Consider the following 22,279-nt stretch of genomic DNA (forward strand, 5'->3'; position numbering starts at 1 on the left):
GCATTGCGGCCGCGCGCGCCATTGCGGGTTGACCCGTCAGGCCTGCAACAGCCTGCGCAGCACCCCGGACGCGAAGTGGCGATCGGCGTAATCGGCCAGGCCGTCGAACACCGTTTCCAGCGTCGGCACGCCGGCGCCGAACAGCGCCTGCAGCACCGCGGGCGACTCGAACAGGCCGTGCAGGTACACGCCCAGCACGTTGCCCTGCGCGTTCTGCCAGGCGAGTGCGCGCTCCATCACCGGCAGCGCCGGCCCCATCGCCGGATGCTGCGCCGTGCGGCCATGGTGGATCTCGTAGCCCTGCAGCGCGATGCCGGCCAGCGCCGACCAGGCGCCGGCCACCTGGCCGAAGACCGCGGTGGTGCGCGCGACCGTCTTGCCGGCCTCGAACACCGTCACCAGCGGAAGCAGCCCCAGCCCCGGGCCGTTGCCGTCGATGCCGTGCGGATCGATCAGCGCCTCGCCCAGCATCTGCAGCCCGCCGCAGATGCCCAGCACCGGCCGGCCGGCGGCGGCATGGCGTGCGACCGCCGCATCGAGCCTGCGCGCGCGCAGCCAGGCCAGGTCGCCGCTGGTGTGCTTGGAGCCGGGCAACACGATCCAGTCGGCCTGCGCCAGCTGCGCCGGCGTGCGCGCCCACAGCAGTTGCACGCCGGGGATGTTGGCCAGCGGCTGGAATTCGTCCAGGTTGCTGATGCGCGGGTACGCGATGACGGCGACGGTGAGCTGCCGCGTCGCATCGGGCGCCGGCGACAGCGGGTGAAAGAAGCCGTCTTCCTCCGGCAGGCCGTGCTGGCGCCACATCGGCAGCGTCGCCACCGTCGGCACGCCGGTCAGTTGCTCCAGCAGCTGCGGGCCCGGCGCCAGCAGCGCCGCGTCGCCGCGGAACTTGTTCAGCACGAAGCCGCGGATGCGCCCGCGCTCGCCGGCGTCCAGCAGCGCCCAGGTGCCGTACAGGTGGGCGAAGGCGCCGCCGCGGTCGATGTCGGTGACCAGCAGGCACTGCGCATCGCCATGCGCCGCCACGCGCATGTTCACCACGTCGCTGTCCCTGAGGTTGATCTCGGCCGGCGAGCCGGCGCCCTCGATCACCACCACCTCGCATTCCGAGCGCAACGCGTCCAGCGACTGCGCCAGCACAGGCCAGACGCTGGCGCTGCGGCCGCGCCAGGGCTGGCGGCTCAGCGCCTCGTCCACCTGTCCCAGCAGCACGACCTGGCTGTGGGTGTCGCTCTCCGGCTTGAGCAGCAGCGGATTCATCCGCACGTCCGGCTCGGCCTGCGCCGCCAGCGCCTGGAAGTACTGTGCGGCGCCGATCTCGCCGCCGGCGACGACGCGCGCGTTGTTGCTCATGTTCTGCGCCTTGAACGGCGCCACCTTGAAGCCCTGGCGCGCATACCAGCGGCACAGCGCGGTGGCCAGCAGGCTCTTGCCGGCGCCGCTGCTCGTGCCCAGCACCATCACGCAGCGCGCCGTCATGCGCTGCCCCGCTGCAGCTGCGGCAGGGCCACCCACTGGCCGGCCAGCGCATGCACCGCGATCCGGCCCTCGAACACCTCGGCCAGCGCCCGGTGGGTCGCGCGGTCGGCGCAGGCGCCCTGGTGCACCACCCGGCCCGCCGCCACGATCACCATGTCGTCGGCGTGCAGCGCCATCGTGAGCTCGTGCAGCACGCTCACCACGGTGCCGCCGCCGGCGACGTGGCTGCGCACGATCTGCAGCCAGTCCGACTGGTGCGGCGGATCCAGGCTGGCCAGCGGCTCGTCCATCAGCAGCACCGGTGCCTGCACCGCCAGCGCGCGGGCCAGCAGCACCCGCTGCCGTTCGCCGCCGGACAGGCTGCCCAGCGCCCGCTCGCGCCAGTCCCAGCACTGGGTCTGGCGCATCGCGGCCTGCACCGCGGCGTGGTCGCCGGACGACGCCGCGCCCAGCCAGGGCTGGTGCGGCAAGCGCCCCAGCATCACCACGTCGCGCGCCAGCAGGTCTTCGGCGCCGGCTTCGTTCTGTCCCAGCCAGGCCAGCTGGCGCGCCAGCTCGCGCTGGCGCCACAGCGCGTGGTCGCGGCCCATGAACTGCACCCGGCCGCCGTGCGGCAGCAGCCGCGCGATCGCCTTGAGCAGCGTGGTCTTGCCGGCGCCGTTGGGGCCGACGATGCAGGTCCAGCGGCCGGCGGGAATCTGCAGGTCGATGCCGTGCAGCACCTGCGCCGCGCCCAGTTGCACCGCCAGGCCCTGCGCCGCGAACGCCGGCGCACTCACAGCGGCCTCCGGTGCATCAGCCACAGCAGGTAGCCGCCGCCCAGCACTGCGGTGAGCACGCCCACGGGCAGCTCCTGCGGCGCCAGCAGCCAGCGGGCCAGCACGTCGGCGGCCAGCAGCAGCACGGCGCCGGCCAGCGCCGACAGCGGCAGCAGCCAGCGGTGGGTGGGCTTGACGGCGGCGCGCACCAGGTGCGGCGCCACCAGGCCGATGAAGGCGATCAGGCCGACCTGCGCGACCGCCGCGCCGGTGGCCAGCGCCACCACCGCGATCAGCACGGCGCGCACCGGCGCCAGCGCCACCCCCAGGCTGGCGGCGGTGGTGTCGCCCAGCGCCAGCGCGTCCAGCGAGCGGCTGGCGCCGGTGGCCACCAGCAGCGTGAGCGCGAACACGCCGGCCAGCAGGCCGACGCTGGCCCAGCCGAGAAAGCCGGTGGTCCCGAGCAGGAAGGCCTGCATCGTCCGCATGATCTCCGGCACCCAGAACATCAGCAGCGCCGAGAACGCGCCGAACAGCATGCCCACCACCACGCCGGCCAGCAGCAGGCGCAGCGTCTGCTGCACGCCGCGCGCCAGGCCCAGCGTCACGAGCACCGCCAGCACCGCGCCCAGAAAGCCGGCGCCGGTGAGCCCGATCCGCGCGCCCCAGCCGGACGCGGCCACCGGCGAGACGCCGATCAGCACCAGCAGCACCGCGACGCCGAAGGCCGCGCCGGTGGCGCTTCCCAGCAGGTAGGGATCGGCCAGCGGATTGCGGAACAGCCCCTGCGCCACCGCGCCGGCGAGCCCCAGCAGCGCACCGGCCAGCCAGGCGCCCAGGGTGCGCGGCACGCGGATCTCCCACAGGATGGCAGCGGAGGCGTCGCCGGCGCGGTTCCACAGCGGCTCGAAACCCAGGCTGCCGACGGCGCTTCCCAGCAGGCACAGGGCCGCGCTCAGTGCCAGCAGCAACAGCGCCAGCCCGAGCGGCCGCCGGACGGCGCCATTCACGGCGCGCGCCCGTTCAGCCGGCCCTGCAGGCACTGCACCATCAGCTGCGCGCCCTGCGCCATGCGCGGCCCGGGCCGCACCAGCACGTCGCCCTGCTGCGGCGTGAACGCGCAGATGCGCTGCTCGCGCACGGCGCGGATGCGGTCCCAGCCGGGGCGCTGCCGCAGCGACTGCGGATTGCGGTCCGACAGCATGATCAGATCGGGATCGGCCCGCACCACGAATTCCGGGTTGAGCTTGGGAAAGGGTCCGAGCGCGCCCGGCACCACGTTGGCCGCGCCGACGCGCGCCAGCACCTGGCCGAGGAAGGACGATTCGCTGGCCGCATAGGGGCCGCTGCTCACCTCGAAATAGACCCGCGTGCCGCGCAGCGCCGGCGGCAGGCTGCGGGCGGCGGCCTCCACGCCCTGGTCGATGCGCCGCCAGCTCGCCTGCGCGACTTCGGGCGGCAGGCCGAGCACCTCGCCGATCTGCAGCAGCACCCGGCGCACGTCGTCCATGCTGGTGGGCTCCAGCGCCACCACCTTCAGGCCGAGCGCGTCCAGCCGCGCCAGCGCGCGCGACGACAGCGGCATCAGCACCACGTCCGGCCGCAGCGCCACGATGGCCTCGATGCGCGCGTCTTCCAGCCCGCCGACGTGCGGCAGCCTGCGCACCGCTTCCGGCCAGTTGGCGTAGTCGTCGACGCCGACCAGCCGCGCGCAGGCGCCGAGCTCGCACACCATCTCGGCCAGCGCCGGCATCAGCGTGACGATGCGCTGCGGCGGCTGCGCCAGCGTGACACTCACGCCGCGCTCGTCGGTGACGGTCACGGCGTGGACCTGCAGCGCCAGCGCCAGCAGCAAGGCGGTCAGCCAGCGCATGTTCTGCTCCATCGCAGCACGATCTCGTGCAGCTGCTCGACACCGTCGGTCAGCGCTGCCGGCCCCGGCTGCAGGATGTCGGCCGACTTGATCTCGAACAGCTGCCCGTTCTTCACGGCGTTGACGTCCTGCCAGCCGGGGCGGGCCGCGACCTGTTCCGGCCGGAACTTCTTGCCGCACCAGGAGCCGACCACGATGTCGGGATTGCGGCGCACGATCTCGGCGCCGTCGGCCACGATGCGGTCCTTGCCCATCGGCATCTGCGCCAGCTCGGGAAAGCAGTCGTCGGCGCCGGCGATGCCGGCCAGCTGCGAGACCCAGCGGATCGCACTGATCGGCGGCTCGTCCCACTCCTCGAAATAGATGCGCGGCCGGCGCGGCAGCGCACGGCCCGCGGCCTCGATCTGCGCCAGCCGCGCACGCATCGCCTCCAGCAGCTCCAGCCCGCGCTGGGCCTGCCCCACCATCGCCGCCACCTGGTACAGCACCGACAAGATCTCCTCGACGCTGCGCTGGTTGAACACCGTCACCTGCACGCCCTGGCGGATCAGGTCGGCGGCGATGTCGGCCTGCAGGTCGGAGAAGCCGAACACGCAGTCCGGCTGCAGCGCCAGGATCTTGTCGATCCTGGCGCTGAGGAAGGCGCTCACCCTGGGCTTTTCCTCGCGGGCCCGGCGCGGCCGCACCGTGTAGCCGGAGATGCCGACGATGCGCGCCTCCTGGCCGAGCAGGTACAGCCACTCCGTCGTCTCCTCGGTGAGGCAGACGATTCGTTCGGGTCCGTGGGCAATCCTCATCCGGCCACTCTACTTCGGCTGCCAGCGCAGCGTCAGGTAGAAGCTGCGCGGCGCCTGGTTGTAGCCGAGCGCGGTCTCGTACTGCCTGTCGGTGAGGTTGTTCAGCTTGGCCTGCACGCTCCAGGCCGGCGCGAACTTCCAGTCGGCATAGACGTCCACCGTGCTGTAGGGCGCCAGCGGCGCGGTGTTGGCGACGTCGTCGAAGCGCTCGCCCACGTGCAGCAGCGAGGCGCCGTAGCGCCACGCGCCCTGCTCCCAGTCGGCGCCCAGCGCCAGCTGCTCCTTCGCCCGCCGCGGCAGCTGCGCGCCGGTGAGCTCGTTGCGCGGGTCGAGCCGGTCCAGCGACGCCCGCAGCGCCAGCCGCCCGAAGCGCCCGTCGTAGCCCAGCGTCCAGCCGTCGATGCGGCTTTGCGGGATGTTGGTCGGCACCGTGGTGCTGGTCATGTAGCCGCGGATCCGGTTGTCGAAGCGCACCAGCCTGACCTCCTGGCCGGGGGCCGTCCAGGTCAGCGCCACGTCCGTGTTGCGGCCGCGCTCGGGCTGCAGCAGCGGATTGCCGAAGTCCGGGTAGTACAGCTGGTTGAACGAGGGCGCGACGAAGCTGGTGCCGTGCGACGCGCTCAGCCGCCAGGCCGGCGCGATCCGCAGGCCGTAGCCGATGAAGCCGGTGGTGTTGGCGCCGAACTGCGAGTTGTCGTCGCGCCGCAGGTTGGCCTGCCAGCTGTGGGGGCCGCTGCTGCCGTTGATGCCGGCGAAGGCGGAGTTGATCGTGCGCCGCGTCGCCACGTATGCGGTGCTGCTGTCCACCTTCTGCAGCCGCTGCTCGAGCCCGGCGAGCACGATGCCCAGCGGGCTGTCGACCGTGTTCTGCCAGGTCCACTGGCGCTGCTGCGTCCTGAACTCGCCCGGAAACGCGGCCACCACCGAGTCGTCGACGTCCTCGCTGCGGGCCAGCGTCAGCTCGCTTTGCCAGGCCGGCAGCAGCCGGCCCTTCACGCCGACGTGCGCCACCTGCGAGCGCACCACCTCGCGCGCGTCGCGGCCCGGGCCGTCGTCGAACTCGTTGCGGCCTTCCGAATGCAGCAGGCCGGCGTCGATCCGCCAGTCGGGGCTGAGGCGGTACTGCAGCGACGCATTGACCGCGTCCTGGCTGAAGCCGTCGGGATCGGGATTGAAGCTGCCGAAAGGCACCCGTGCGTTGGTGGCGGAAAAGCCCTGCTCGCGGGTGCGCTGGACGCCCACCGAGTAGCCCAGCGCGCCCTGCCCGCCCGAGGCGCCGGCCGCCAGCTGGCGGTGGCCGACGCTGCCGGCCGTGGCCGATGCATTGGGGTGGAAGCCGGTGCTGCCCTTGCGGGTGAACACCTGCACCACGCCGCCCACGCCTTCGCTGCCGTACAGCGCCGACGCCGGCCCCTTGAGCACCTCGATGCGCTCGATCATGTCCAGCGGGATGTTGTCCCAGGTCGGGTTGCCGGTGGTGGCCGAGCCCAGCCGCACGCCGTCCACCAGCAGGATGGTGTGGCGGTTCTCGGTGCCGCGCACGAACACGCTGGAGGTCTTTCCCAGCCCGCCGCTGGAGCTGAACTGAAGCCCGGCGCTGCGCGCCAGCAGTTCGGGCAGGGTGCGCGCGGTGGAGTTCTCGATGGTCTCGCGCGAGATGACGGTGACGTCGCTGACCAGCTCGTCGACCGCGCTGGCGCTGCGGGTGGCGGTGACCACCACGTCGTTCAGCGCGTAGGTGCGGGCTTGCGGCCAGGCCGGGAACGCGGCGAAGCACGCCAGCGGGAGCAGGCCCAGGCGGGCGGGGAACACGGGATGTTTCATGGGATGCAGACACGAATCGAATGCCCGCACCGGCTTCCCCGCCGGTGCACTGGGCGTCAAGGCCGCACCCCGGAAGGCGCGGCCCACGTCGTTGGCCGGTATCCGGGCTGGCGGAGCGCTTCCATCGCCTTCCCAGGCGCCTGTTCGACGCGCCCAGTGGCTGTGTGATGGAAGCGGGACGGCATTGTCGTGCCGTCCGTTCCGCGACCGTTGCGGGGGCAGCGCAGGTGAGGTCCGCCGTTACCGGCATTCCTTCCTGCTTCCCGTTGAACTGCGGCATGTGAACCACACCGCGAGCACCAACGCGCCGATTTTAAGGCCACGGTTTGTCACAAACCCTACAATCGAACCCGTATGTCCAGCGCACACCAAATCGAGCAGATTGCAGAACGCGTGGAGCGGCTGCTGGTTCGCTACGAGGAACTGCAGCGCACCAACGCGCTGCTGGCGCAGCAGGTGGAGGCGCTCACCACCGAGCGCGACTCGCTCAAGTCGCGGCTGGCCGCGGCGCGCGCCCGCGTCGACGCGCTGCTGGAACGCCTGCCGATCGCCTCATGAAGCAACTCGAAGTCCAGATCATGGGCCAGAGCTACCTGCTCGGCTGCCCCGAAGGCGGCCAGGGGCGGCTGCTGGAAGCGGTGGAGCGGGTGGACACCGCGATGTGCAAGATCCGCGACGCCGGCAAGGTGAAGGCCAGGGACCGCATCGCGGTGCTGGCCGCGCTCAACCTCGCGTTCGATGTGGCGCCGGTTCCGCCCCCCGCCCTCGCGCCGGCCGCGCGCAGCTCCGAGCCCGCCCTGGCCGGCGAAGCCCGCGACCCGGTGCTGGCCGCGCTGCTGGCCCGCCTGGATGGCGCGCTCGGCGACGACGGCCGGCTGCTCTAGCGCTTTGCGTCTCTCCTGGCACGCCAGGACTCACGCCACCGGCAGCAAGACCTCCACCTGGGCGCCGCCCAAGGCGCCGCGCGACAGCTTCAACTCGCCATCGTGGCTGGCAACCAGCTCGTTGACCACGGCCAGCCCGACGCCGTGGCCGGACACCCGTTCGTCCAGCCGCACGTGCAGCTGCAGGATCGATTCCACGTCGCTGAAGCCGGGACCGTCGTCCTCCACCCGGATCGACAGGCGGGCGCCGTCGCGCGCCAGGCGCACCGCCACCCGGTGCCGCGCCCATTTGGCGGCGTTGTCCATCAGGTTGCCCAGCAGCTCGAAGGCATCGCCCTCGTCGATGCGCCAGCCCAGCTCGGGCGGGCAATCGACGCCGATCTCCAGCCCCTTGTCGGCGTAGACCTTGTTGAGCGAGTCGCGGATGCGCGCCAGCACCGGTGCCAGCAGCAGCTGCGGCGCGAAGCGCGCGGCGCCGCTGGCGGCGGCGCGCCCGAGCTGGTGCTGCACGATGTCGTCCATCCGCGCCACCTGCTGCGCCACCATGGCCGGCAGGGCGGCCGGCTCGCCCAGGCCGGTGCGCAGCACCGCCAGCGGCGTCTTCAGGCTGTGCGCCAGGAAGCTGAGCGCTTCCTTGTAGCGGGTCTGGCGCACCCGCTCCTGGCCGATCAGCGCGTTGAGGTTGCCGGTGAGGCCGGTGAGTTCGGCCGGGTAGTCGCCCTCGATGCGCGACTGCTCGCCGCTCTCGATGCGCCGGATCTCGGCCGCCACCCGGCGCAGCGGCGCCAGCGCCCACTCCAGCAGCAGCGTCTGGGCGAACAGCAGCAGGAAGGCGGCGCCGCCCAGCCACGACCACAGCGTGCGGTTGAAGGCGGCGATCTCGCGGTCCGACTCCGACTTGTCCTGCAGCACCGACAGCACCAGCGGCGCCTCGCGCTGCTGCTGCGTGGCCCAGCGCACGCCGTAGGTGGCGGCCAGGAAGCCGGCGCCGGGCCGATCCAGCGTGTCGTAGCGCCACTGGCCGACTGCCGCCTCGCGCTGGAACGGCAGGTTGGCGCCCAGCGCCGACGGCGACTGCCACTGCTCGTTGCGCGCGGTGCTGTAGATGCTGGCGTACAGGCCCGATCCGGGCAGCGACAGCCGCGGCTCGGCGAAGGCCGAGGGCATCTGCAGCGCGCCGTCGGCGTCCAGCTCCGCCGCGGCCAGCAGCAGGTACACCGTGCCCTGCAGCTGTGCGAAATGGGACACGCGCACGCTGTCCGCGTGGGCCCGCTGCACCGCCAGGCCGGCCGCCGTGACAAAGGCCAGCAGCACCGCCGCGGCGCCCAGGATCAGGCGGGCGCGGATGGAGCGGTGCAGCTTCATTCGAGCGCGAAACGGTAGCCGCGCCCGCGCAGCGTCTCGATCGGCTGCAGCGCGCCGTCCGGATCGAGCTTCTTGCGCAGCCGGCCGATCAGCACTTCCAGCACGTTGCTGTCGCGGTCCTCGTCGTGCGGATAGAGGTAGTCGGACAGCTCCTTCTTGCTGACCACCCGCGCCCGCTCGCGCGCCAGGTATTCGAGCAGGCGGAACTCGAAGGCGGTCAGCTCCAGCGGCTCGCCGGCCAGCCGCGCCACCTGTGCCGACAGGTCGATGGCCAGCGTGCCGAACGAAAGCACGTCGGAGGCCGACTTGGTCGCGCGCCGCAGCAGCGCCTTGACCCGGGCGGCCAGCTCCGGGTAGTCGAAGGGCTTGACCAGGTAGTCGTCGGCGCCCGCTTCCAGGCCGCGCACCTTCTCCTGCCAGCTGCCGCGCGCCGTCAGCACCAGGATCGGCAACGTGCGCCCTTCGGCGCGCAGCTTCTGCACGATGGTGATACCGTCCACCTTAGGCAGGCCGAGGTCGACGATGGCCAGGTCCACCGGATATTCGCGCGCCTGGAACAGCCCGTCGGCACCGTCGGCCGCCTGGTCGACGCGGTAGCCCTCGGCCTCCAGCTGGCGCGCCAGCCCGAGCCGCAGCGCCGCGTCGTCCTCGACCAGCAACAGGCGCATGGCCGCGGACTAGAGCCGCCTGCCGGTGGCGACGTCCACCAGGATCACGCGGACCTCGCCCTGCGGCGTGACCAGCTTGACGCGCCATACGGCGTGGCCGCCGGATTCGGATTTCTCGACCGACAGCACGCGGCCGCCGTTGGTGCCTTGGGCGACCGCGGCCGCCTCGTCGCGGCCGACGCTGGCCCAGGCCGGCGCGGCCAGCGCGAGCAGCGCGGCGCAGAGCAGGTGAATCAGCGTTTTCATGGCGGTATGGTAGTCCCTTGCACCGGATGGAAGAAGGCAATGGTGCCAGTGCGCCCATGAACGGATGCTGAACGGATCGCACAAAGCCGCCGGCTGTCAAGCCGTCTTTGTTTCGCCGCGCAACGGGTCCGGTTTTGGCCCACGAGCGGCCGCCGAGCGCCTACAATCGATCGTGTCTGCAGTGCGTGCCGGGCTTTATATTTCCTTGAACCAATGCTCTTAGAGCCCGGGCCTGGAACATCGCCCCGCGAGCGTGATCATGTCGCGTCACATGAACCCAACGCGGGGTTGACCTAGCCCACCTGAACTCCGGTTCAGGATGCCGGTCCGGTGGCACTTGCAGACACCTTTTTTCCTGCCCTGCGGCCACCCGGCCGGCAGGCGCCACAATCCGGGGTTGCGCAGCAGCCAACAACCCCACCGATGTTCCTCGAACCCCGACTGATCGCCGAACTGCTCCTGCTCGGCCTGGCCACAGGCTTCCTGGCGGGGCTGCTGGGCATCGGCGGCGGCATGCTGATGGTCCCGGCCGTCACCTTCGTGCTGGCGGCCAAGGGCTTCCCGCCCGAGCACATCGTCAAGATGGCGGTGGCCACCTCGCTGGCGACGATCTGCTTCACCTCGATCAGCTCGGTGCGCGCCCACCACAAGCGCGGCGCCGTGCTGTGGCCGGTGGTGCTGCGGCTCACGCCCGGCATCCTGCTGGGCGCCGCGCTCGGCGCGCAGGTGGCGGTGGCCATGCCCACCCGCGCGCTGAGCATCCTGTTCTCCGTCTTCATCACCTTCGCGGCCACGCAGATGCTGCTCAATCGCAAGCCCGAGCCGACCCGCACGCTGCCCGGCACGCCGGGCATGGTGGCGGTGGGCGGCGGCATCGGCGTGCTGTCGGCGCTGGTGGGCGCGGGCGGCGCCTTCGTCTCGGTGCCCTTCATGCAGTGGTGCAACGTCAGGATCCACAACGCGGTTGCCACCTCCGCCGCGCTCGGCTTCCCGGTGGCGCTGGCGGGCACGGCCAGCTATGTCTGGGCCGGGCGCAACCTGCAGAACCTGCCCGGCAGCCTGGGCTATCTCTACCTGCCCGGCCTGGTGCTGATCTCGCTGGCCAGCATGACGATGGCGCCGCTGGGCGCGCGCACCGCGCACGGCATGGACATCCGGCCGCTCAAGCGGGTGTTCGCGCTGGTGCTGTATTGTCTGGCGGCCTATTTCCTGTTTCGCTGACCCACCCATGAAAATCGCATTCATCGGACACCACGACTTCGGCAAGGCGGCGCTCGATGCCTTCATCGCCCGCGGCGACACCATCGCCGGCGTGTTCTGCGCGCCCGAAAAGCCGGGCGAGAAGCCCGACGTCGTGCGGCTGGCGGCGCAGGCGCACGGCCTGCCGCTGTTCCAGCTCAAGAGCCTGCGCAACGAAGCGGCGGTGCAGGCGATGCGCGAGCTCGACGCCGACCTGGGCGTGATGGCCTACGTGCTGCAGTTCGCCTCGCAGGAGTTCGTCAACACGCCGCGCCACGGCACCATCCAGTACCACCCGTCGCTGCTGCCGCTGCACCGCGGCCCGTCGTCGATCAACTGGCCGATCTCGCTGGGCGCCACCGCGACCGGGCTGACGATCTTCCGGCCCACCGACGGCCTGGACGAAGGGCCGGTGATCCTGCAGCGCACGGTCGCCATCGGTCCCGACGAGACGCTGGGCGACGTCTATTTCAAGAAGCTGTTTCCGCTGGGCGTGCAGGCGCTGCTGGAGGCATCGACGCTGGTCGTGGCCGGCCAGCACACCGAGCAGCCGCAGGACGAGAGCCAGGCCAGCTACGAGGGCTGGTTCCACGACGAGGAGTCGAAGATCCACTGGGGCATCCACGTCGACCAGATCTACAACCTGATCCGCGCCTGCAACCCCGCGCCGGGCGCCTGGACCCGCATCGCCGGCGAGAAGGTCCACCTGTACGACAGCCGCAAGCGCACCATCAGCCGGCACGGCCAGATCCGCGGCAAGCCCGGCGAGATCACCGCCATCACCCAGGACGCGATCGTGTTCGATGCCCACGGCGGCGAGATCAAGGTGCTCCGCGTGCGGCCCGAGGGCGGCGCCAAGATGAACGCCGGCGAGTTCGCGCGCCTGCGCGGGCTGGTCACCGTCTTCGACAAGCCCTAGGCACCCGGACGTCCGAAAGCGACAGCCGGACGCAGAAAGCGCAGAAGCAACGCAGAAGGCGCAGAAGGCGCAGAAGGAAATCGTCAAAGGGTTGAATTCAATCCTTCAACGTTCTTCTTCCTTTTTGCGTGTTCCGCTTTGCTTCTGCGTCTTCTGCGTCCGGCTGTCCGATCCCGATCCCGGTCCCAGCGTCGGCTCGATCAGCGCGGCTGAGTCCTCCAGCAGGAACTGGCGGAAGGCCTGCGCCACCGGCGGCAGGCGCTTGTGGCGGCGGTGCACCACGTACCAGTGCGCCATCATCGGAAAGCCCTGCACGTCCAGCACCGCCAGGCTGCGCGACTGCAGCTCGCGCACGATGGTGTGGGCCGACAGGAAGCTCACGCCCATGCCGGCGATCACCGCCTGCTTGATGGTCTCGGTGCTGCGGATCTTCATCGCGATGTTCAGTTCGGCCATGTGGCTGCCGAAGGCTTCGAGCATCGAGTTCCAGGTGTCCGAGCCGGTTTCTCGGGCGACGAAGGGCTCGCGCGCCAGCCGCGACACCGGGATGCGCTTGCGGCCCGCCAGCGGATGGCCGGCCGGCGCGACGATCACGTAGGGATGCGGGGCGAACGGCTCGTTGACCGTGTCCAGGTCCAGCGGCGGCCGCACCATGATCGCCAGGTCGGTGACGTTGTCGGCCAGCTGCTGCAGCAGCTGCTCGCGGTTGACCACGTTGAAGTTCAGCGCCACGCCCGGATGCAGGCCGGCGAACTGCACCAGCAGCTTGGGAAAGAAGTAGTCGCCGGCGCTGATCACCGCCACGTTCAGCGTGCCGCCGGAGACGCCCTTGAACTGGGTCATCGTCTCTTCCACCTGCTGGAACTGCGCGATGATGACGCGGCTCGAATGCAGCATCTCCACTCCGGCCGGCGTCAGGTGGATCTTCTTGCCCAGCTGCTCGAACAGCGGCAGCCCGGCGTGCTCCTCCAGCTTCTTCACCTGCGTCGAAACCGCGGGCTGGGTGAGGTGCAGCTCCTCGGCCGCGCGCGAAAAGCTCAGGTTGCGCGCCACCGCCTCGAACACCTTCAGTTGCCGCAGGGTTGCATTCTTCATGGCTGCCGATCTTGATCCATAACTCCTACATTATGGTGATGATCAAATACTTTCACTATCCTTAATCGTTGCGCCTGCCTACATTGGACCCATCGAAGGTAGCGAAGGAGACAACGATGGCGAAGATGAAGGCCGCGATGGCCGCCGTGCTGGTGCTGGAGAAGGAAGGCGTGGGCCAGGCCTTCGGCGTCCCCGGGGCCGCGATCAACCCGCTGTACGCGGCGATGCGAGAACGCCAGACGATCACCCACATCCTGGCCCGCCACGTGGAGGCCGCCTCCCACATGGCCGAGGGTTACACCCGGGCGCGGGCCGGCAACATCGGCCTGTGCCTGGGCACCTCGGGCCCCGGCGGCACCGACATGATTACCGGCCTGTATTCGGCCAGCGCCGACAGCATCCCGATCCTGTGCATCACCGGCCAGGCCCCGCGCGCCAAGCTGCACAAGGAAGATTTCCAGGCGGTGGACATCGAATCGATCGCCAAGCCGGTGACCAAATGGGCCTGCACCGTGCGCGAGCCCGGGCAGCTGCCCGGCGCGCTGCAGCAGGCATTCCACCTGATGCGCTCCGGCCGGCCCGGGCCGGTGCTGCTGGACCTGCCGTTCGACGTTCAGATGGCGCAGATCGAGTTCGACATCGACAGCTACGAGCCGCTGCCGGTCTACAAGCCGGCCGCCAGCCGCAGGCAGGTCGAGAAGGCGCTGGACATGCTGGCCGGCGCGCAGCGCCCGCTGATCGTGGCCGGCGGCGGCATCATCAACGCCGACGCCAGCGCGCTGCTGGTGGAATTCGCCGAGCTCACCGGCATCCCGGTGATCCCGACGCTGATGGCCTGGGGCGCGATCCCCGACGACCATCCGCTGATGGCCGGCATGGTCGGCCTGCAGACCAGCCACCGCTACGGCAACGCCACCATGCTGGCCAGCGACTTCGTGCTGGGCATCGGCAACCGCTGGGCCAACCGCCACACCGGCTCGATCGACGTCTACACGAAGGGCCGCACCTTCGTCCACGTCGACATCGAGCCCACGCAGATCGGCCGCGTGTTCACGCCCGACTTCGGCATCGTGTCGGACGCGAAGGCGGCACTCGAATTGTTCGTGCAGGTGGCGCGCGAGCGCCAGGCCGCGGGGCAGCTCGCCGACCGCAGCGACTGGGCCTTCCGCTGCGCCGAGCGCAAGCGCCTGATGCTGCGCAAGAGCCATTTCGACGAAGTGCCGATCAAGCCGCAGCGCGTGTACGAGGAGATGAACCTCGCCTTCCCGCGCGACACCGTGTACGTCAGCAACATCGGCCTGAGCCAGATCGCGGCCGGCCAGTTCATGAACATCTACGGCCCGCGGCAGTGGATCAACTGCGGCCAGGCCGGCCCGCTGGGCTGGTCGATGCCGGCGGCGCTGGGCGTGGTGGCGTCCGACCCGACGCGTACGGTGGTGGCGATCGGCGGCGACTACGACTTCCAGTTCCTGCTGGAGGAGCTGGCCGTCGGCGCGCAGTTCAGGCTGCCCTACATCCACGTGCTGGTGAACAACTCGTACCTCGGCCTGATCCGCCAGGCCCAGCGCGGCTTCGAGATGGATTACTGCGTGCAGCTCGCCTTCGACAACATCAACGTCGGCGAGCCCGGCGATGCGCTGCGCGGCTACGGCGTGGACCATGTGAAGGTGGTCGAGGGTCTGGGCTGCAAGGCGCTGCGCGTCACCGAGCCGGGCCAGATCCAGGCCACGCTCAAGCAGGCCCGCGCGCTCGCCGCCGAGCACCGCGTGCCGGTGGTCGTGGAAGTGATCCTGGAGAAGGTGACCAACATCGCGATGGGCACCGAGATCGACAAGGTCAACGAATTCGAGCCGATCGACTGCCGCCATCCCGAAGGCCTGCGCGGCCTGGAGCTGGCCGGCCTGCTCGATTGACGCCAGCCAGATTCAAGTTCAAGGAGATCCCATGTCCAACACCCCCACCACCGCCGCCAACGACCCGGCCGTCGAAGCGCAGCGCCACGCCTACAACGCGGCCTTCCAGGAACTGGACCTGCCCTGGCACTGGGACGCCGCCACCTACCAGCGGCTGGCCGGCCACGGCTGCGGCGTGCGCCGCTACCTGGAAACCGAGCGGCCGCACCTGCTGCGCGCCTACGACCCGGAGTTCCTGGTGGCCGCAGTGGAATCCGTCAAGGCCCGCCGTCTCGGCGGCGCGGCAGCGTGACGGCCGGCCCTGTCGCGCACTGGGTCCGCTTCCTCGACCAGGGCGAGATCCGCTTCGGCACGCTGGAGCGCGACCAGCAGCGCGTGCGCGTCTGCGAGGGCGACATGTTCGCCGGCGCGCTGCCGACCGAGCGGACCGTCGCGTTGGCCGATGTGCAGCTGCTGGCGCCGGTCGAGCCCGGCAAGATCATCGCGCTGTGGAACAACTTCCATGCGCTCGGCGCCAGGCTCGGCCTGCCGGACCCGGCCGAGCCGCTGTACCTGGTGAAGGCCTCCACCTCGACGCTGGCGCCAGGCGGCGTGATCCGCAAGCCGCGCTGCGACGGCAAGGTGGTGTTCGAGGGCGAGCTGGCCATCGTGATCGGCAAGCGAGCGTCCGGCGTGAGCGAGTCCCGCGCGCTGGACCACGTGCTGGGCTACACCTGCGCCAACGACGTGACGCTGGCCGACATCCTGCACCGCGATCCCACCTTCCCGCAGTGGGCCCGGGCCAAGGGCTTCGACACCTTCTGCCCGTTCGGGCCGGCGGTCGCGACCGGCATCGACCCGGCCACGTTGGCGGTGAAGACCATCCTCAACGGCGAGCTGCGGCAGGACTACCCGATCAGCGACATGCGCTTTTCCGCCGCGCAGCTGGTGAGCCTGATCTCGCAGGACATGACGCTGGAGCCGGGCGACCTGATTCTTTGCGGCACCTCGGTCGGCGTCGGCTCGATGAAGCCCGGCAGCACGATCGAGGTGGAGATTGCCGGCGTCGGCAGACTTCGCAACCGGTTCGAATAACTTCCTTGGAGCGATCGTGAAAATTGCAATCATCGGCGCCGGCGCCATCGGCGGCTATGTCGGCGCCAGACTTGCCCTGGCGGGCAACCAGGTCAGCTTCATCGTGCGCGGCGCCAACCTGGACGCGATCCGCGCCCGCGGTGTCCGCCTGATCGGCGCCGACGGCAGCGAGCAGGTCGCCGCCGACGTCCAGGCCACCGACGATTACGCCGTTCCCGGGCCGCAGGACCTGGTGATCCTGGCGATGAAGGCCCACCAGCTGGGCGGCGTGGCCGACCGGCTGCCGGCGCTGCTGGGCCCCGACACGCCGGTGGTGACGATGCAGAACGGCATCCCCTACTGGTATTTCCACAAGCACGGCGGGCCGCTGGCCGGCAGCACGCTGGCCAGCGTGGACCCGGACGGCACGCTGGCCGGCCGCATCCCGCCGGCGCGCGTGATCGGCTGCGTGGTCTATCCCGCGTCCGAACTGGTGGCGCCCGGCGTGGTGCGCCACATCGAGGGCGACCGCTTTCCGCTGGGCGAACTGGACGGCAGCAGCAGCCCCAGGGTGTTGCGCATCGCGGCCTGCTTTGCTGCGGCCGGCTTCAAGTCGCCGGTGCTGGACGACATCCGCGCCGAGATCTGGCTCAAGCTGTGGGGCAACCTCACCTTCAACCCGATCAGCAGCCTGTCGCATTCGACGCTGGCCGATATCTGCCAGTACCCGCCGTCGCGCGAGCTGGCGGCCAGCATGATGCGCGAGGCGCAGCAGGTGGCGCACAAGCTGGGCATCGAATTCCGCGTGACGCTGGACAAGCGCATCGCCGGCGCCGAGAAGGTGGGCGCCCACAAGACCTCGATGCTGCAGGACATCGAGGCCGGCCGCGCGCCGGAGATCGACGCGCTGGTGGGCTCGGTGGCCGAACTCGGCCGCCTGACGGGCACGCCGACGCCGCACATCGACTCGGTCTACGCGCTGGTCAAGCTGCTGGCGCGCGCCATGCACGCCGGCCAGGGCCGGCTGCGGCTCGAAGCCTGCGCCTGAGCCACGGATCCGTCCTGCCTGTCAGATCTGACAGGCAGGAATATCCCGATGCGGCGCCCTGCCGGCAGGTTTAGCCTGGCCCTGCAGATGCGAACCAAGGTCATCCGGACAAACCCTAGAGCCTCCCCAGAATTGGGTAATCTTGACCCTCGTCAAGAGCCATTTCCACCCGTTGGTAAGAGCATCCGCGCTGATAGTCAGGATTCGGTCAGCCGGCCGGAGCGAATTACCAGAAGACAAGGAGCCATGGAAATGAACACCCGCATCGCGAAGTTGAAGCTGTCCGCCCTCGCAGTGGCCGCCGGCCTGATGGCGCTGGCCGGCAATGCCAGTGCAGCCTGGGAGCCGACCAAGCCGGTCGAGTTCGTGGTGCCCGCCGGCACCGGCGGCGGCGCCGACCAGATGGCGCGGCTGATCCAGGGCATCATCGTCAAGCACAAGCTGATGAAGGAGTCGATGATCGTCGTCAACAAGTCCGGCGGCGCAGGGGCCGAGGGCTTCCTCGACATCAAGGGCGCCAAGGGCGACCCGCACAAGCTGGTGGTCACGCTCTCCAACCTGTTCACCACGCCGCTGGCGACCGGCGTGCCGTTCAACTGGCGCGACATGACGCCGGTCTCCATGATGGCGCTGGACCAGTTCGTGCTGTGGGTGAACGCCGACACGCCGTACAAGACCGCCAAGGACTACCTGGACGCCGTCAAGGCCGCCGGGCCGCTGAAGATGAAGATGGGCGGCACCGGCTCCAAGCAGGAAGACCAGATCCTGACCGTCGGCATCGAGAAAGCCACCGGCACCAAGTTCATCTTCATCCCGTTCAAGGGCGGCGGCGACGTCGCCGTGCAGCTGGTGGGCAAGCACATCGACTCCAGCGTCAACAACCCGATCGAGGCGGTGGCCCAGTGGCGCGCCGGCCAGCTCAAGGCCCTGTGCGTGTTCGACTCCAAGCGCATGCCGTACACCGCCAAGGTCACCAGCACCCAGTCCTGGGGCGACATCCCCACCTGCAAGGAAGCCGGCGTGCCCACCGAATACACGATGCTGCGCGGCGTCTTCATGCCGCCGGGCGTGACCAAGGAGCAGCACGACTACTACGTGGAACTGCTCAGGAAGGTGCGCGAGACGCCGGACTGGAAGGACTACATGGAAAAGGGCGCGTTCAACCAGACGTCGATGACCGGCGAGGCGTTCGAGAAGTGGCTGGGCTCGGCCGAGCAGATGCACCGCGAGCTGATGAAGGCCGCCGGCTTCATGGCCAAGTGAGCCGGGCCGCGACGGCCCGCTCCCGGCGGCGCCCCGCGGGCGCCGCCTTCCCCCATTCCCGCCCGGCCCCCGGATGCCCGGGGGCCTTCCATCCCACAGCAGGAGTTCCCGATGGAACCAGATGATCAAGCGCTCGACGTGCCTCGCACCGGCGTTCCCACCTATGTCGTCGAATCCGTGGTCGCAGTCCTCATCGTGCTGCTCGGCGCGATCGTCATCCAGGGCAGCTGGAAGCTGGGCGCGGGCTGGACCAGCGACGGACCGGGCGCGGGCTACTTCCCCTTCTACATCGGCGTGATCCTGTGCATCTCCGGCGCCGGCATCCTGGTGCAGGGGCTGATGGGGAAGAAGAAGAACCGCGAGATCTTCGTCGACCGGGTGCAGCTGCGGCGCGTGCTCTCGGTGCTGCTGCCGGCCCTGGTCTACGTGCTGGTGGTGCAGCTGATCGGCCTGTACGTGGCCTCTCTTGTGTACATCGCCCTGTTCATGATCGTGCTGGGCAACTACTCCAGGACCAAGAGCATCGCGACGGCGGTCGTCGTCGTGGTGCTGTTCTTCATGATGTTCGAGGTCTGGTTCAAGGTTCCCCTCTACAAGGGAATGTGGGACCCGATCAGCTTCCTCGGCTACTGAGCCGCAACGACAAGAATCGACGGACCACATGGAAGAACTCAGCGCTCTTTTCCACGGCTTCAGCGTCATCATGACGCCGATGAACCTGCTGCTGATGCTCGTGGGCATCGTGCTCGGCGTGCTGATCGGCGTGCTGCCCGGCCTGGGCGGCGCCAACGGGGTGGCGATCCTGCTGCCCCTGACCTTCAGCATGTCGCCCACCACCGCGATCGTGATGCTCTCGTGCATCTACTGGGGCGCGCTGTTCGGCGGCGCGATCACCTCGATCCTGTTCAACATCCCGGGCGAGCCCTGGTCGGTGGCGACCACCTTCGACGGCTATCCGATGGCGCAGAAGGGGCAGGCCGGCGCCGCCCTCACCGCCGCCTTCACGTCGTCCTTCGTCGGCGCCTTCGTCGCCGTGGTGATGATCACCTTCCTGGCGCCGCTGGTGGCGAAGTTCGCGCTCAAGTTCGGACCGCCCGAATTCTTCGCGGTCTACCTGCTCACCTTCTGCAGCTTCGTCGGCATGGGCAAGGGCTCGCCGTTCAAGATCCTGGCGTCGATGGCGCTGGGCTTCGCGCTGGCGGCGGTGGGCATGGACACGGTGACCGGGCAGCTGCGGCTGACCTTCGGCATCCCGGACCTGATGCGCGGCTTCGACTTCCTGATCGGCGTGATCGGCCTGTTCGGCATCGGCGAGATCCTGCTGTCGATGGAAGAAGGCCTGGCCTTCTCCGGCAAGAGCGCCAAGATCAACCCGAAGGTGGTGTTCGAGACCTGGAAGCAGCTGCCCAGGTACTGGATGACCTCGGTGCGCAGTTCGCTGGTCGGCATCTGGATGGGCATCACGCCCGGCGGCGCTACCCCTGCCTCGTTCATGAGCTACGGCCTGGCCAAGAAGATGTCCAAGGACGGCGCCAAGTTCGGCACCGGCCAGCTCGAAGGCGTGATCGCGCCCGAGACCGCCGCCCATGCGGCCGGCACCAGCGCCCTGCTGCCGATGCTGGCGCTGGGCATCCCCGGCTCGCCGACGGCGGCGGTGCTGCTCGGCGGCCTGCTGATCTGGGGCCTGCAGCCGGGGCCGCTGCTGTTCGTCGAGCAGAAGGACTTCGTCTGGGGCCTGATCGCCAGCATGTACCTGGGCAACCTGGTCGGCCTGATCGTCGTGCTGACCACCGTGCCGCTGTTCGCATCGATCCTGCGCATCCCGTTCTCGATCATCGCGCCGGTGATCGTCGTGATCTGTGCGATCGGCGCCTACACCGTGCACAGCGCGATGCTGGACATCTGGTTCATGATGCTGTTCGGCGTGGTGGGCTACCTGTTCAAGAAGCTGGACTACCCGCTGGCGCCGCTGGTGCTCGCGCTGGTGCTCGGCGACAAGGCCGAGGATTCGTTCCGCCAGGCCATGCTGATCTCGCAGGGCGAGATGTCCGTGCTGTGGTCCAACTGGCTGGTGGGCAGCATCTCTTCGCTGGCCCTGCTGCTGCTCTTCTGGCCGCTGATCTCGCGCCTGATCGCGACGGTGCGCCCGCCGAAGAAGCCGGACTTCGCGGCCGAGCAGCCGGTCGACTGAAGACCCCACAGCGCGCATGAGAACCAAGCCCACCGGCGCTTCGCGGCACCGGTGGGCTTGTCCATTTTGACGGCGCGCCCTACCACGACTCACGCTGCTGCCTGACCATGGAAGTCAGCCTTCTCATTGGAGAAATACGGGTTATCCCGACTCCATGACCTAGGTCAATTACGCAAATGGAACGGGCTTCCAGAATCGCGCCCATCTCGTTTCCGCAACATCAGGAGCACCCCGACATGAGCACTTCAGAGGCAACCCTCGAGACAGGGTTTGCAGGCCCCGTGACGCGATCCAATGGCTATCGCTGGACGCAGCTGGTGATGGGCATCGTCTGCATGGCGATGATCGCCAACCTGCAATACGGCTGGACCCTGTTCGTCAACCCGATCGCCGACCGCCACGGCTGGAGCCGTGCCGCGATCCAGGTTGCCTTCACCATCTTCGTGCTGACCGAGACCTGGCTGGTGCCGATCGAGGGCTACCTGGTCGACAAGTTCGGCCCCCGTCCGGTGGTGATGGTGGGCGGCATCCTGTGCGGACTGGGCTGGGTGCTCAACTCATACGCCGACTCGCTGACGCTGCTGTATGTCGCAGCAGCCGTCGGCGGCATCGGTGCCGGCGCCGTGTACGGCACCTGCGTGGGCAACGCGCTCAAGTGGTTCCCGGACCGCCGCGGCCTGGCCGCGGGCCTGACGGCCGCCGGCTTCGGCGCCGGCTCGGCGCTGACCATCGTGCCGATCGCCGCCTTCATCAAGTCCAACGGCTACGAAGCCGCGTTCCTGTATTTCGGCATCGGCCAGGGCCTGATCGTGTTCCTGCTCTCGTGGTTCCTCACCCGCGCGCCCGACGCCAAGACGATGGGCATCTCCACCGCCGCCGTGCAGCAGACCAAGCGCAACTACAGCCCCAGCGAAGTGCTGCGCAGCCCGGTGTTCTGGGTCATGTACCTGATGTTCGTGCTGGTCGCCGCCGGCGGCCTGATGGCCACCGCGCAGCTCGGCCCGATCGCCAAGGACTTCAAGATCGGCGACATCCCGGTGAGCATCATGGGCCTGGCGCTGCCGGCGCTGACCTTCGCGCTGGCGATCGACCGCGTCCTCAACGGCATCACGCGCCCGTTCTTCGGCTGGGTGTCGGACAAGATCGGCCGCGAGCAGACCATGTTCATCGCCTTCGCGCTGGAAGCGATCGGCATCCTGGCGCTGTACAACTTCGGCCAGCACCCGGTCGCCTTCGTGGTGCTCACCGGCGTCGTGTTCTTCGCCTGGGGCGAGATCTACAGCCTGTTCCCCTCGACCTGCGCCGACACCTTCGGCACCAAGTTCGCGGCCGCCAACGCCGGCCTGCTGTACACCGCGAAGGGCACTGCATCGCTGCTGGTGCCGCTGTCCAGCGTGCTGGCCGCAGCCACCGGCAGCTGGCACATGGTGTTCATCGTCGCCAGCGCCATGAACGCCCTGGCCGCGCTGATGGCGTGGTTCGTCCTGCGGCCGATGCGCCGCCGGCAGATGGACAAGCCGGCCTGAGCGAGACACGCCATGCCGGACTCGATCCGGCATCAAGACCTCGGCGTGCGAGTCGATGACCGTCGATCAAGGGGAAGCGCAGCTTCTTCCTTGACCGGCGGTTTTTTCGTTCCAGCGCCTGGATCCCGGGTCGGGCCC

General features: G+C 69.6%; 22 protein-coding genes, 1 other RNA gene and 1 riboswitch. Of the genes, 13 read left to right on the plus strand and 10 right to left on the minus strand.

Features of this window, described 5'->3' with window-relative positions:
- Nucleotides 1-36: 36 nt before the first annotated feature.
- Genes ACFPOE_RS09135 through ACFPOE_RS09160 form a run of 6 tightly spaced genes read right to left on the minus strand, consistent with a single transcriptional unit; the run spans nt 37 to nt 6,731 of the window.
- Nucleotides 37-1,479, minus strand: coding sequence for a cobyric acid synthase (locus ACFPOE_RS09135; RefSeq protein WP_376849775.1), 1,443 nt, complete (start codon nt 1,477-1,479; stop codon nt 37-39).
- Entirely contained in the window at nt 1,476-2,258 is a 783-nt protein-coding gene (locus tag ACFPOE_RS09140) for an ABC transporter ATP-binding protein (protein WP_376849776.1), read from the minus strand. Before ACFPOE_RS09140 ends, ACFPOE_RS09135 begins: the two co-directional genes overlap by 4 nt.
- A complete protein-coding gene (locus ACFPOE_RS09145; RefSeq protein ID WP_376849777.1) occupies nt 2,255-3,247 on the minus strand; it encodes a FecCD family ABC transporter permease in 993 nt (330 codons plus the stop codon). The genes ACFPOE_RS09140 and ACFPOE_RS09145 overlap by 4 nt, the downstream gene beginning before the upstream one ends.
- The gene (locus ACFPOE_RS09150; RefSeq protein WP_376849778.1) at nt 3,244-4,110 is read right to left on the minus strand and encodes an ABC transporter substrate-binding protein; all 867 of its coding nucleotides are present in this window, start codon (nt 4,108-4,110) and stop codon (nt 3,244-3,246) included. The genes ACFPOE_RS09145 and ACFPOE_RS09150 overlap by 4 nt, the downstream gene beginning before the upstream one ends.
- Complete coding sequence (locus ACFPOE_RS09155; protein ID WP_376849779.1) at nt 4,098-4,907, minus strand: cobalamin-binding protein; 810 nt, start codon at nt 4,905-4,907, stop codon at nt 4,098-4,100. The genes ACFPOE_RS09150 and ACFPOE_RS09155 overlap by 13 nt, the downstream gene beginning before the upstream one ends.
- Before the next feature lie 9 nt (nt 4,908-4,916).
- Nucleotides 4,917-6,731 (minus strand): TonB-dependent receptor domain-containing protein, encoded by a 1,815-nt coding sequence (locus tag ACFPOE_RS09160; protein WP_376849780.1) that lies wholly within the window; start codon nt 6,729-6,731, stop codon nt 4,917-4,919.
- Between the two features lie 76 nt (nt 6,732-6,807).
- Nucleotides 6,808-7,050, minus strand: a riboswitch (cobalamin riboswitch).
- Nucleotides 7,051-7,085: 35 nt separating this feature from the next.
- Here ACFPOE_RS09160 and ACFPOE_RS09165 point away from each other — a divergent pair.
- Both ACFPOE_RS09165 and ACFPOE_RS09170 read left to right on the plus strand, forming a co-directional pair.
- The gene (locus ACFPOE_RS09165; RefSeq protein ID WP_376849781.1) at nt 7,086-7,289 is read left to right on the plus strand and encodes a DUF904 domain-containing protein; all 204 of its coding nucleotides are present in this window, start codon (nt 7,086-7,088) and stop codon (nt 7,287-7,289) included.
- On the plus strand, nt 7,286-7,615 hold the full coding sequence (locus ACFPOE_RS09170; protein ID WP_376849782.1) for a cell division protein ZapA: 330 nt from the start codon (nt 7,286-7,288) through the stop codon (nt 7,613-7,615). Before ACFPOE_RS09165 ends, ACFPOE_RS09170 begins: the two co-directional genes overlap by 4 nt.
- Nucleotides 7,616-7,645: 30 nt before the next feature.
- On the opposite strand, the gene ACFPOE_RS09175 is transcribed toward ACFPOE_RS09170, so the two are convergent.
- The 3 genes from ACFPOE_RS09175 to ACFPOE_RS09185 are packed head-to-tail and all read right to left on the minus strand — an operon-like array spanning nt 7,646 to nt 9,894.
- Nucleotides 7,646-8,980 (minus strand): ATP-binding protein, encoded by a 1,335-nt coding sequence (locus ACFPOE_RS09175; RefSeq protein WP_376849783.1) that lies wholly within the window; start codon nt 8,978-8,980, stop codon nt 7,646-7,648.
- A complete protein-coding gene (locus ACFPOE_RS09180; RefSeq protein WP_376849784.1) occupies nt 8,977-9,648 on the minus strand; it encodes a response regulator transcription factor in 672 nt (223 codons plus the stop codon). The genes ACFPOE_RS09175 and ACFPOE_RS09180 overlap by 4 nt, the downstream gene beginning before the upstream one ends.
- A 9-nt stretch (nt 9,649-9,657) precedes the next feature.
- On the minus strand, nt 9,658-9,894 hold the full coding sequence (locus ACFPOE_RS09185) for a PepSY domain-containing protein (RefSeq protein WP_376849785.1): 237 nt from the start codon (nt 9,892-9,894) through the stop codon (nt 9,658-9,660).
- 170 nt (nt 9,895-10,064) lie between these two features.
- On the opposite strand from ACFPOE_RS09185, the gene ssrS reads away from it, so the two are divergent.
- The 3 genes from ssrS to ACFPOE_RS09200 all read left to right on the plus strand — a co-directional run bounded on the left by ssrS (nt 10,065) and on the right by ACFPOE_RS09200 (nt 12,052).
- Nucleotides 10,065-10,244: non-coding RNA, 6S RNA (ssrS, locus tag ACFPOE_RS09190), on the plus strand.
- A gap of 73 nt (nt 10,245-10,317) precedes the next feature.
- Complete coding sequence (locus ACFPOE_RS09195; protein WP_376849786.1) at nt 10,318-11,115, plus strand: sulfite exporter TauE/SafE family protein; 798 nt, start codon at nt 10,318-10,320, stop codon at nt 11,113-11,115.
- Between the two features lie 7 nt (nt 11,116-11,122).
- Complete coding sequence (locus ACFPOE_RS09200) at nt 11,123-12,052, plus strand: methionyl-tRNA formyltransferase (protein WP_376849787.1); 930 nt, start codon at nt 11,123-11,125, stop codon at nt 12,050-12,052.
- A gap of 105 nt (nt 12,053-12,157) precedes the next feature.
- Here the strand turns inward: ACFPOE_RS09200 and ACFPOE_RS09205 are convergent, their stop codons facing one another.
- The gene (locus ACFPOE_RS09205) at nt 12,158-13,147 is read right to left on the minus strand and encodes a LysR family transcriptional regulator (protein WP_376849788.1); all 990 of its coding nucleotides are present in this window, start codon (nt 13,145-13,147) and stop codon (nt 12,158-12,160) included.
- A 116-nt stretch (nt 13,148-13,263) separates the two neighbouring features.
- On the opposite strand from ACFPOE_RS09205, the gene gcl reads away from it, so the two are divergent.
- From gcl to oxlT, 8 genes are all read left to right on the plus strand, one after another.
- A complete protein-coding gene (gcl, locus tag ACFPOE_RS09210; protein WP_376849789.1) occupies nt 13,264-15,060 on the plus strand; it encodes a glyoxylate carboligase in 1,797 nt (598 codons plus the stop codon).
- A 31-nt stretch (nt 15,061-15,091) separates the two neighbouring features.
- Nucleotides 15,092-15,352, plus strand: coding sequence for an HAD family hydrolase (locus ACFPOE_RS09215; protein ID WP_376849790.1), 261 nt, complete (start codon nt 15,092-15,094; stop codon nt 15,350-15,352).
- Nucleotides 15,349-16,134: a fumarylacetoacetate hydrolase family protein gene (locus ACFPOE_RS09220; RefSeq protein WP_376849791.1), complete on the plus strand. Its 786-nt coding sequence runs from the start codon at nt 15,349-15,351 to the stop codon at nt 16,132-16,134. The genes ACFPOE_RS09215 and ACFPOE_RS09220 overlap by 4 nt, the downstream gene beginning before the upstream one ends.
- A 16-nt stretch (nt 16,135-16,150) precedes the next feature.
- Entirely contained in the window at nt 16,151-17,161 is a 1,011-nt protein-coding gene (locus ACFPOE_RS09225) for a 2-dehydropantoate 2-reductase (RefSeq protein WP_376849792.1), read from the plus strand.
- A 252-nt stretch (nt 17,162-17,413) separates the two neighbouring features.
- The gene (locus ACFPOE_RS09230) at nt 17,414-18,424 is read left to right on the plus strand and encodes a Bug family tripartite tricarboxylate transporter substrate binding protein (protein ID WP_376849793.1); all 1,011 of its coding nucleotides are present in this window, start codon (nt 17,414-17,416) and stop codon (nt 18,422-18,424) included.
- Between the two features lie 111 nt (nt 18,425-18,535).
- On the plus strand, nt 18,536-19,057 hold the full coding sequence (locus ACFPOE_RS09235; RefSeq protein ID WP_376849794.1) for a tripartite tricarboxylate transporter TctB family protein: 522 nt from the start codon (nt 18,536-18,538) through the stop codon (nt 19,055-19,057).
- A gap of 28 nt (nt 19,058-19,085) precedes the next feature.
- Nucleotides 19,086-20,615 (plus strand): tripartite tricarboxylate transporter permease, encoded by a 1,530-nt coding sequence (locus ACFPOE_RS09240; RefSeq protein ID WP_376849795.1) that lies wholly within the window; start codon nt 19,086-19,088, stop codon nt 20,613-20,615.
- 320 nt (nt 20,616-20,935) lie between these two features.
- Entirely contained in the window at nt 20,936-22,141 is a 1,206-nt protein-coding gene (oxlT, locus tag ACFPOE_RS09245) for an oxalate/formate MFS antiporter (RefSeq protein WP_376850629.1), read from the plus strand.
- Nucleotides 22,142-22,279 lie beyond the last annotated feature (138 nt).

Source organism: Caenimonas terrae, assembly GCF_042655405.1.
Classification (GTDB): domain Bacteria; phylum Pseudomonadota; class Gammaproteobacteria; order Burkholderiales; family Burkholderiaceae_C; genus Ramlibacter; species Ramlibacter terrae_A.

Coding starts and splice junctions, on each gene's coding strand:
- ACFPOE_RS09135 (WP_376849775.1), bottom strand. CDS start 1,479: ATGACGGCGCGCTGCGTGATGGTGCTGGGCACGAGCAGCGGCGCCGGC.
- ACFPOE_RS09150 (WP_376849778.1), bottom strand. CDS start 4,110: ATGCGCTGGCTGACCGCCTTGCTGCTGGCGCTGGCGCTGCAGGTCCAC.
- ACFPOE_RS09155 (WP_376849779.1), bottom strand. CDS start 4,907: ATGAGGATTGCCCACGGACCCGAACGAATCGTCTGCCTCACCGAGGAG.
- ACFPOE_RS09160 (WP_376849780.1), bottom strand. CDS start 6,731: ATGAAACATCCCGTGTTCCCCGCCCGCCTGGGCCTGCTCCCGCTGGCG.
- ACFPOE_RS09165 (WP_376849781.1), top strand. CDS start 7,086: ATGTCCAGCGCACACCAAATCGAGCAGATTGCAGAACGCGTGGAGCGG.
- ACFPOE_RS09170 (WP_376849782.1), top strand. CDS start 7,286: ATGAAGCAACTCGAAGTCCAGATCATGGGCCAGAGCTACCTGCTCGGC.
- ACFPOE_RS09175 (WP_376849783.1), bottom strand. CDS start 8,980: ATGAAGCTGCACCGCTCCATCCGCGCCCGCCTGATCCTGGGCGCCGCG.
- ACFPOE_RS09180 (WP_376849784.1), bottom strand. CDS start 9,648: ATGCGCCTGTTGCTGGTCGAGGACGACGCGGCGCTGCGGCTCGGGCTG.
- ACFPOE_RS09185 (WP_376849785.1), bottom strand. CDS start 9,894: ATGAAAACGCTGATTCACCTGCTCTGCGCCGCGCTGCTCGCGCTGGCC.
- ACFPOE_RS09195 (WP_376849786.1), top strand. CDS start 10,318: ATGTTCCTCGAACCCCGACTGATCGCCGAACTGCTCCTGCTCGGCCTG.
- ACFPOE_RS09200 (WP_376849787.1), top strand. CDS start 11,123: ATGAAAATCGCATTCATCGGACACCACGACTTCGGCAAGGCGGCGCTC.
- ACFPOE_RS09205 (WP_376849788.1), bottom strand. CDS start 13,147: ATGAAGAATGCAACCCTGCGGCAACTGAAGGTGTTCGAGGCGGTGGCG.
- gcl (WP_376849789.1), top strand. CDS start 13,264: ATGGCGAAGATGAAGGCCGCGATGGCCGCCGTGCTGGTGCTGGAGAAG.
- ACFPOE_RS09215 (WP_376849790.1), top strand. CDS start 15,092: ATGTCCAACACCCCCACCACCGCCGCCAACGACCCGGCCGTCGAAGCG.
- ACFPOE_RS09230 (WP_376849793.1), top strand. CDS start 17,414: ATGAACACCCGCATCGCGAAGTTGAAGCTGTCCGCCCTCGCAGTGGCC.
- ACFPOE_RS09235 (WP_376849794.1), top strand. CDS start 18,536: ATGGAACCAGATGATCAAGCGCTCGACGTGCCTCGCACCGGCGTTCCC.
- ACFPOE_RS09240 (WP_376849795.1), top strand. CDS start 19,086: ATGGAAGAACTCAGCGCTCTTTTCCACGGCTTCAGCGTCATCATGACG.
- oxlT (WP_376850629.1), top strand. CDS start 20,936: ATGGGCATCGTCTGCATGGCGATGATCGCCAACCTGCAATACGGCTGG.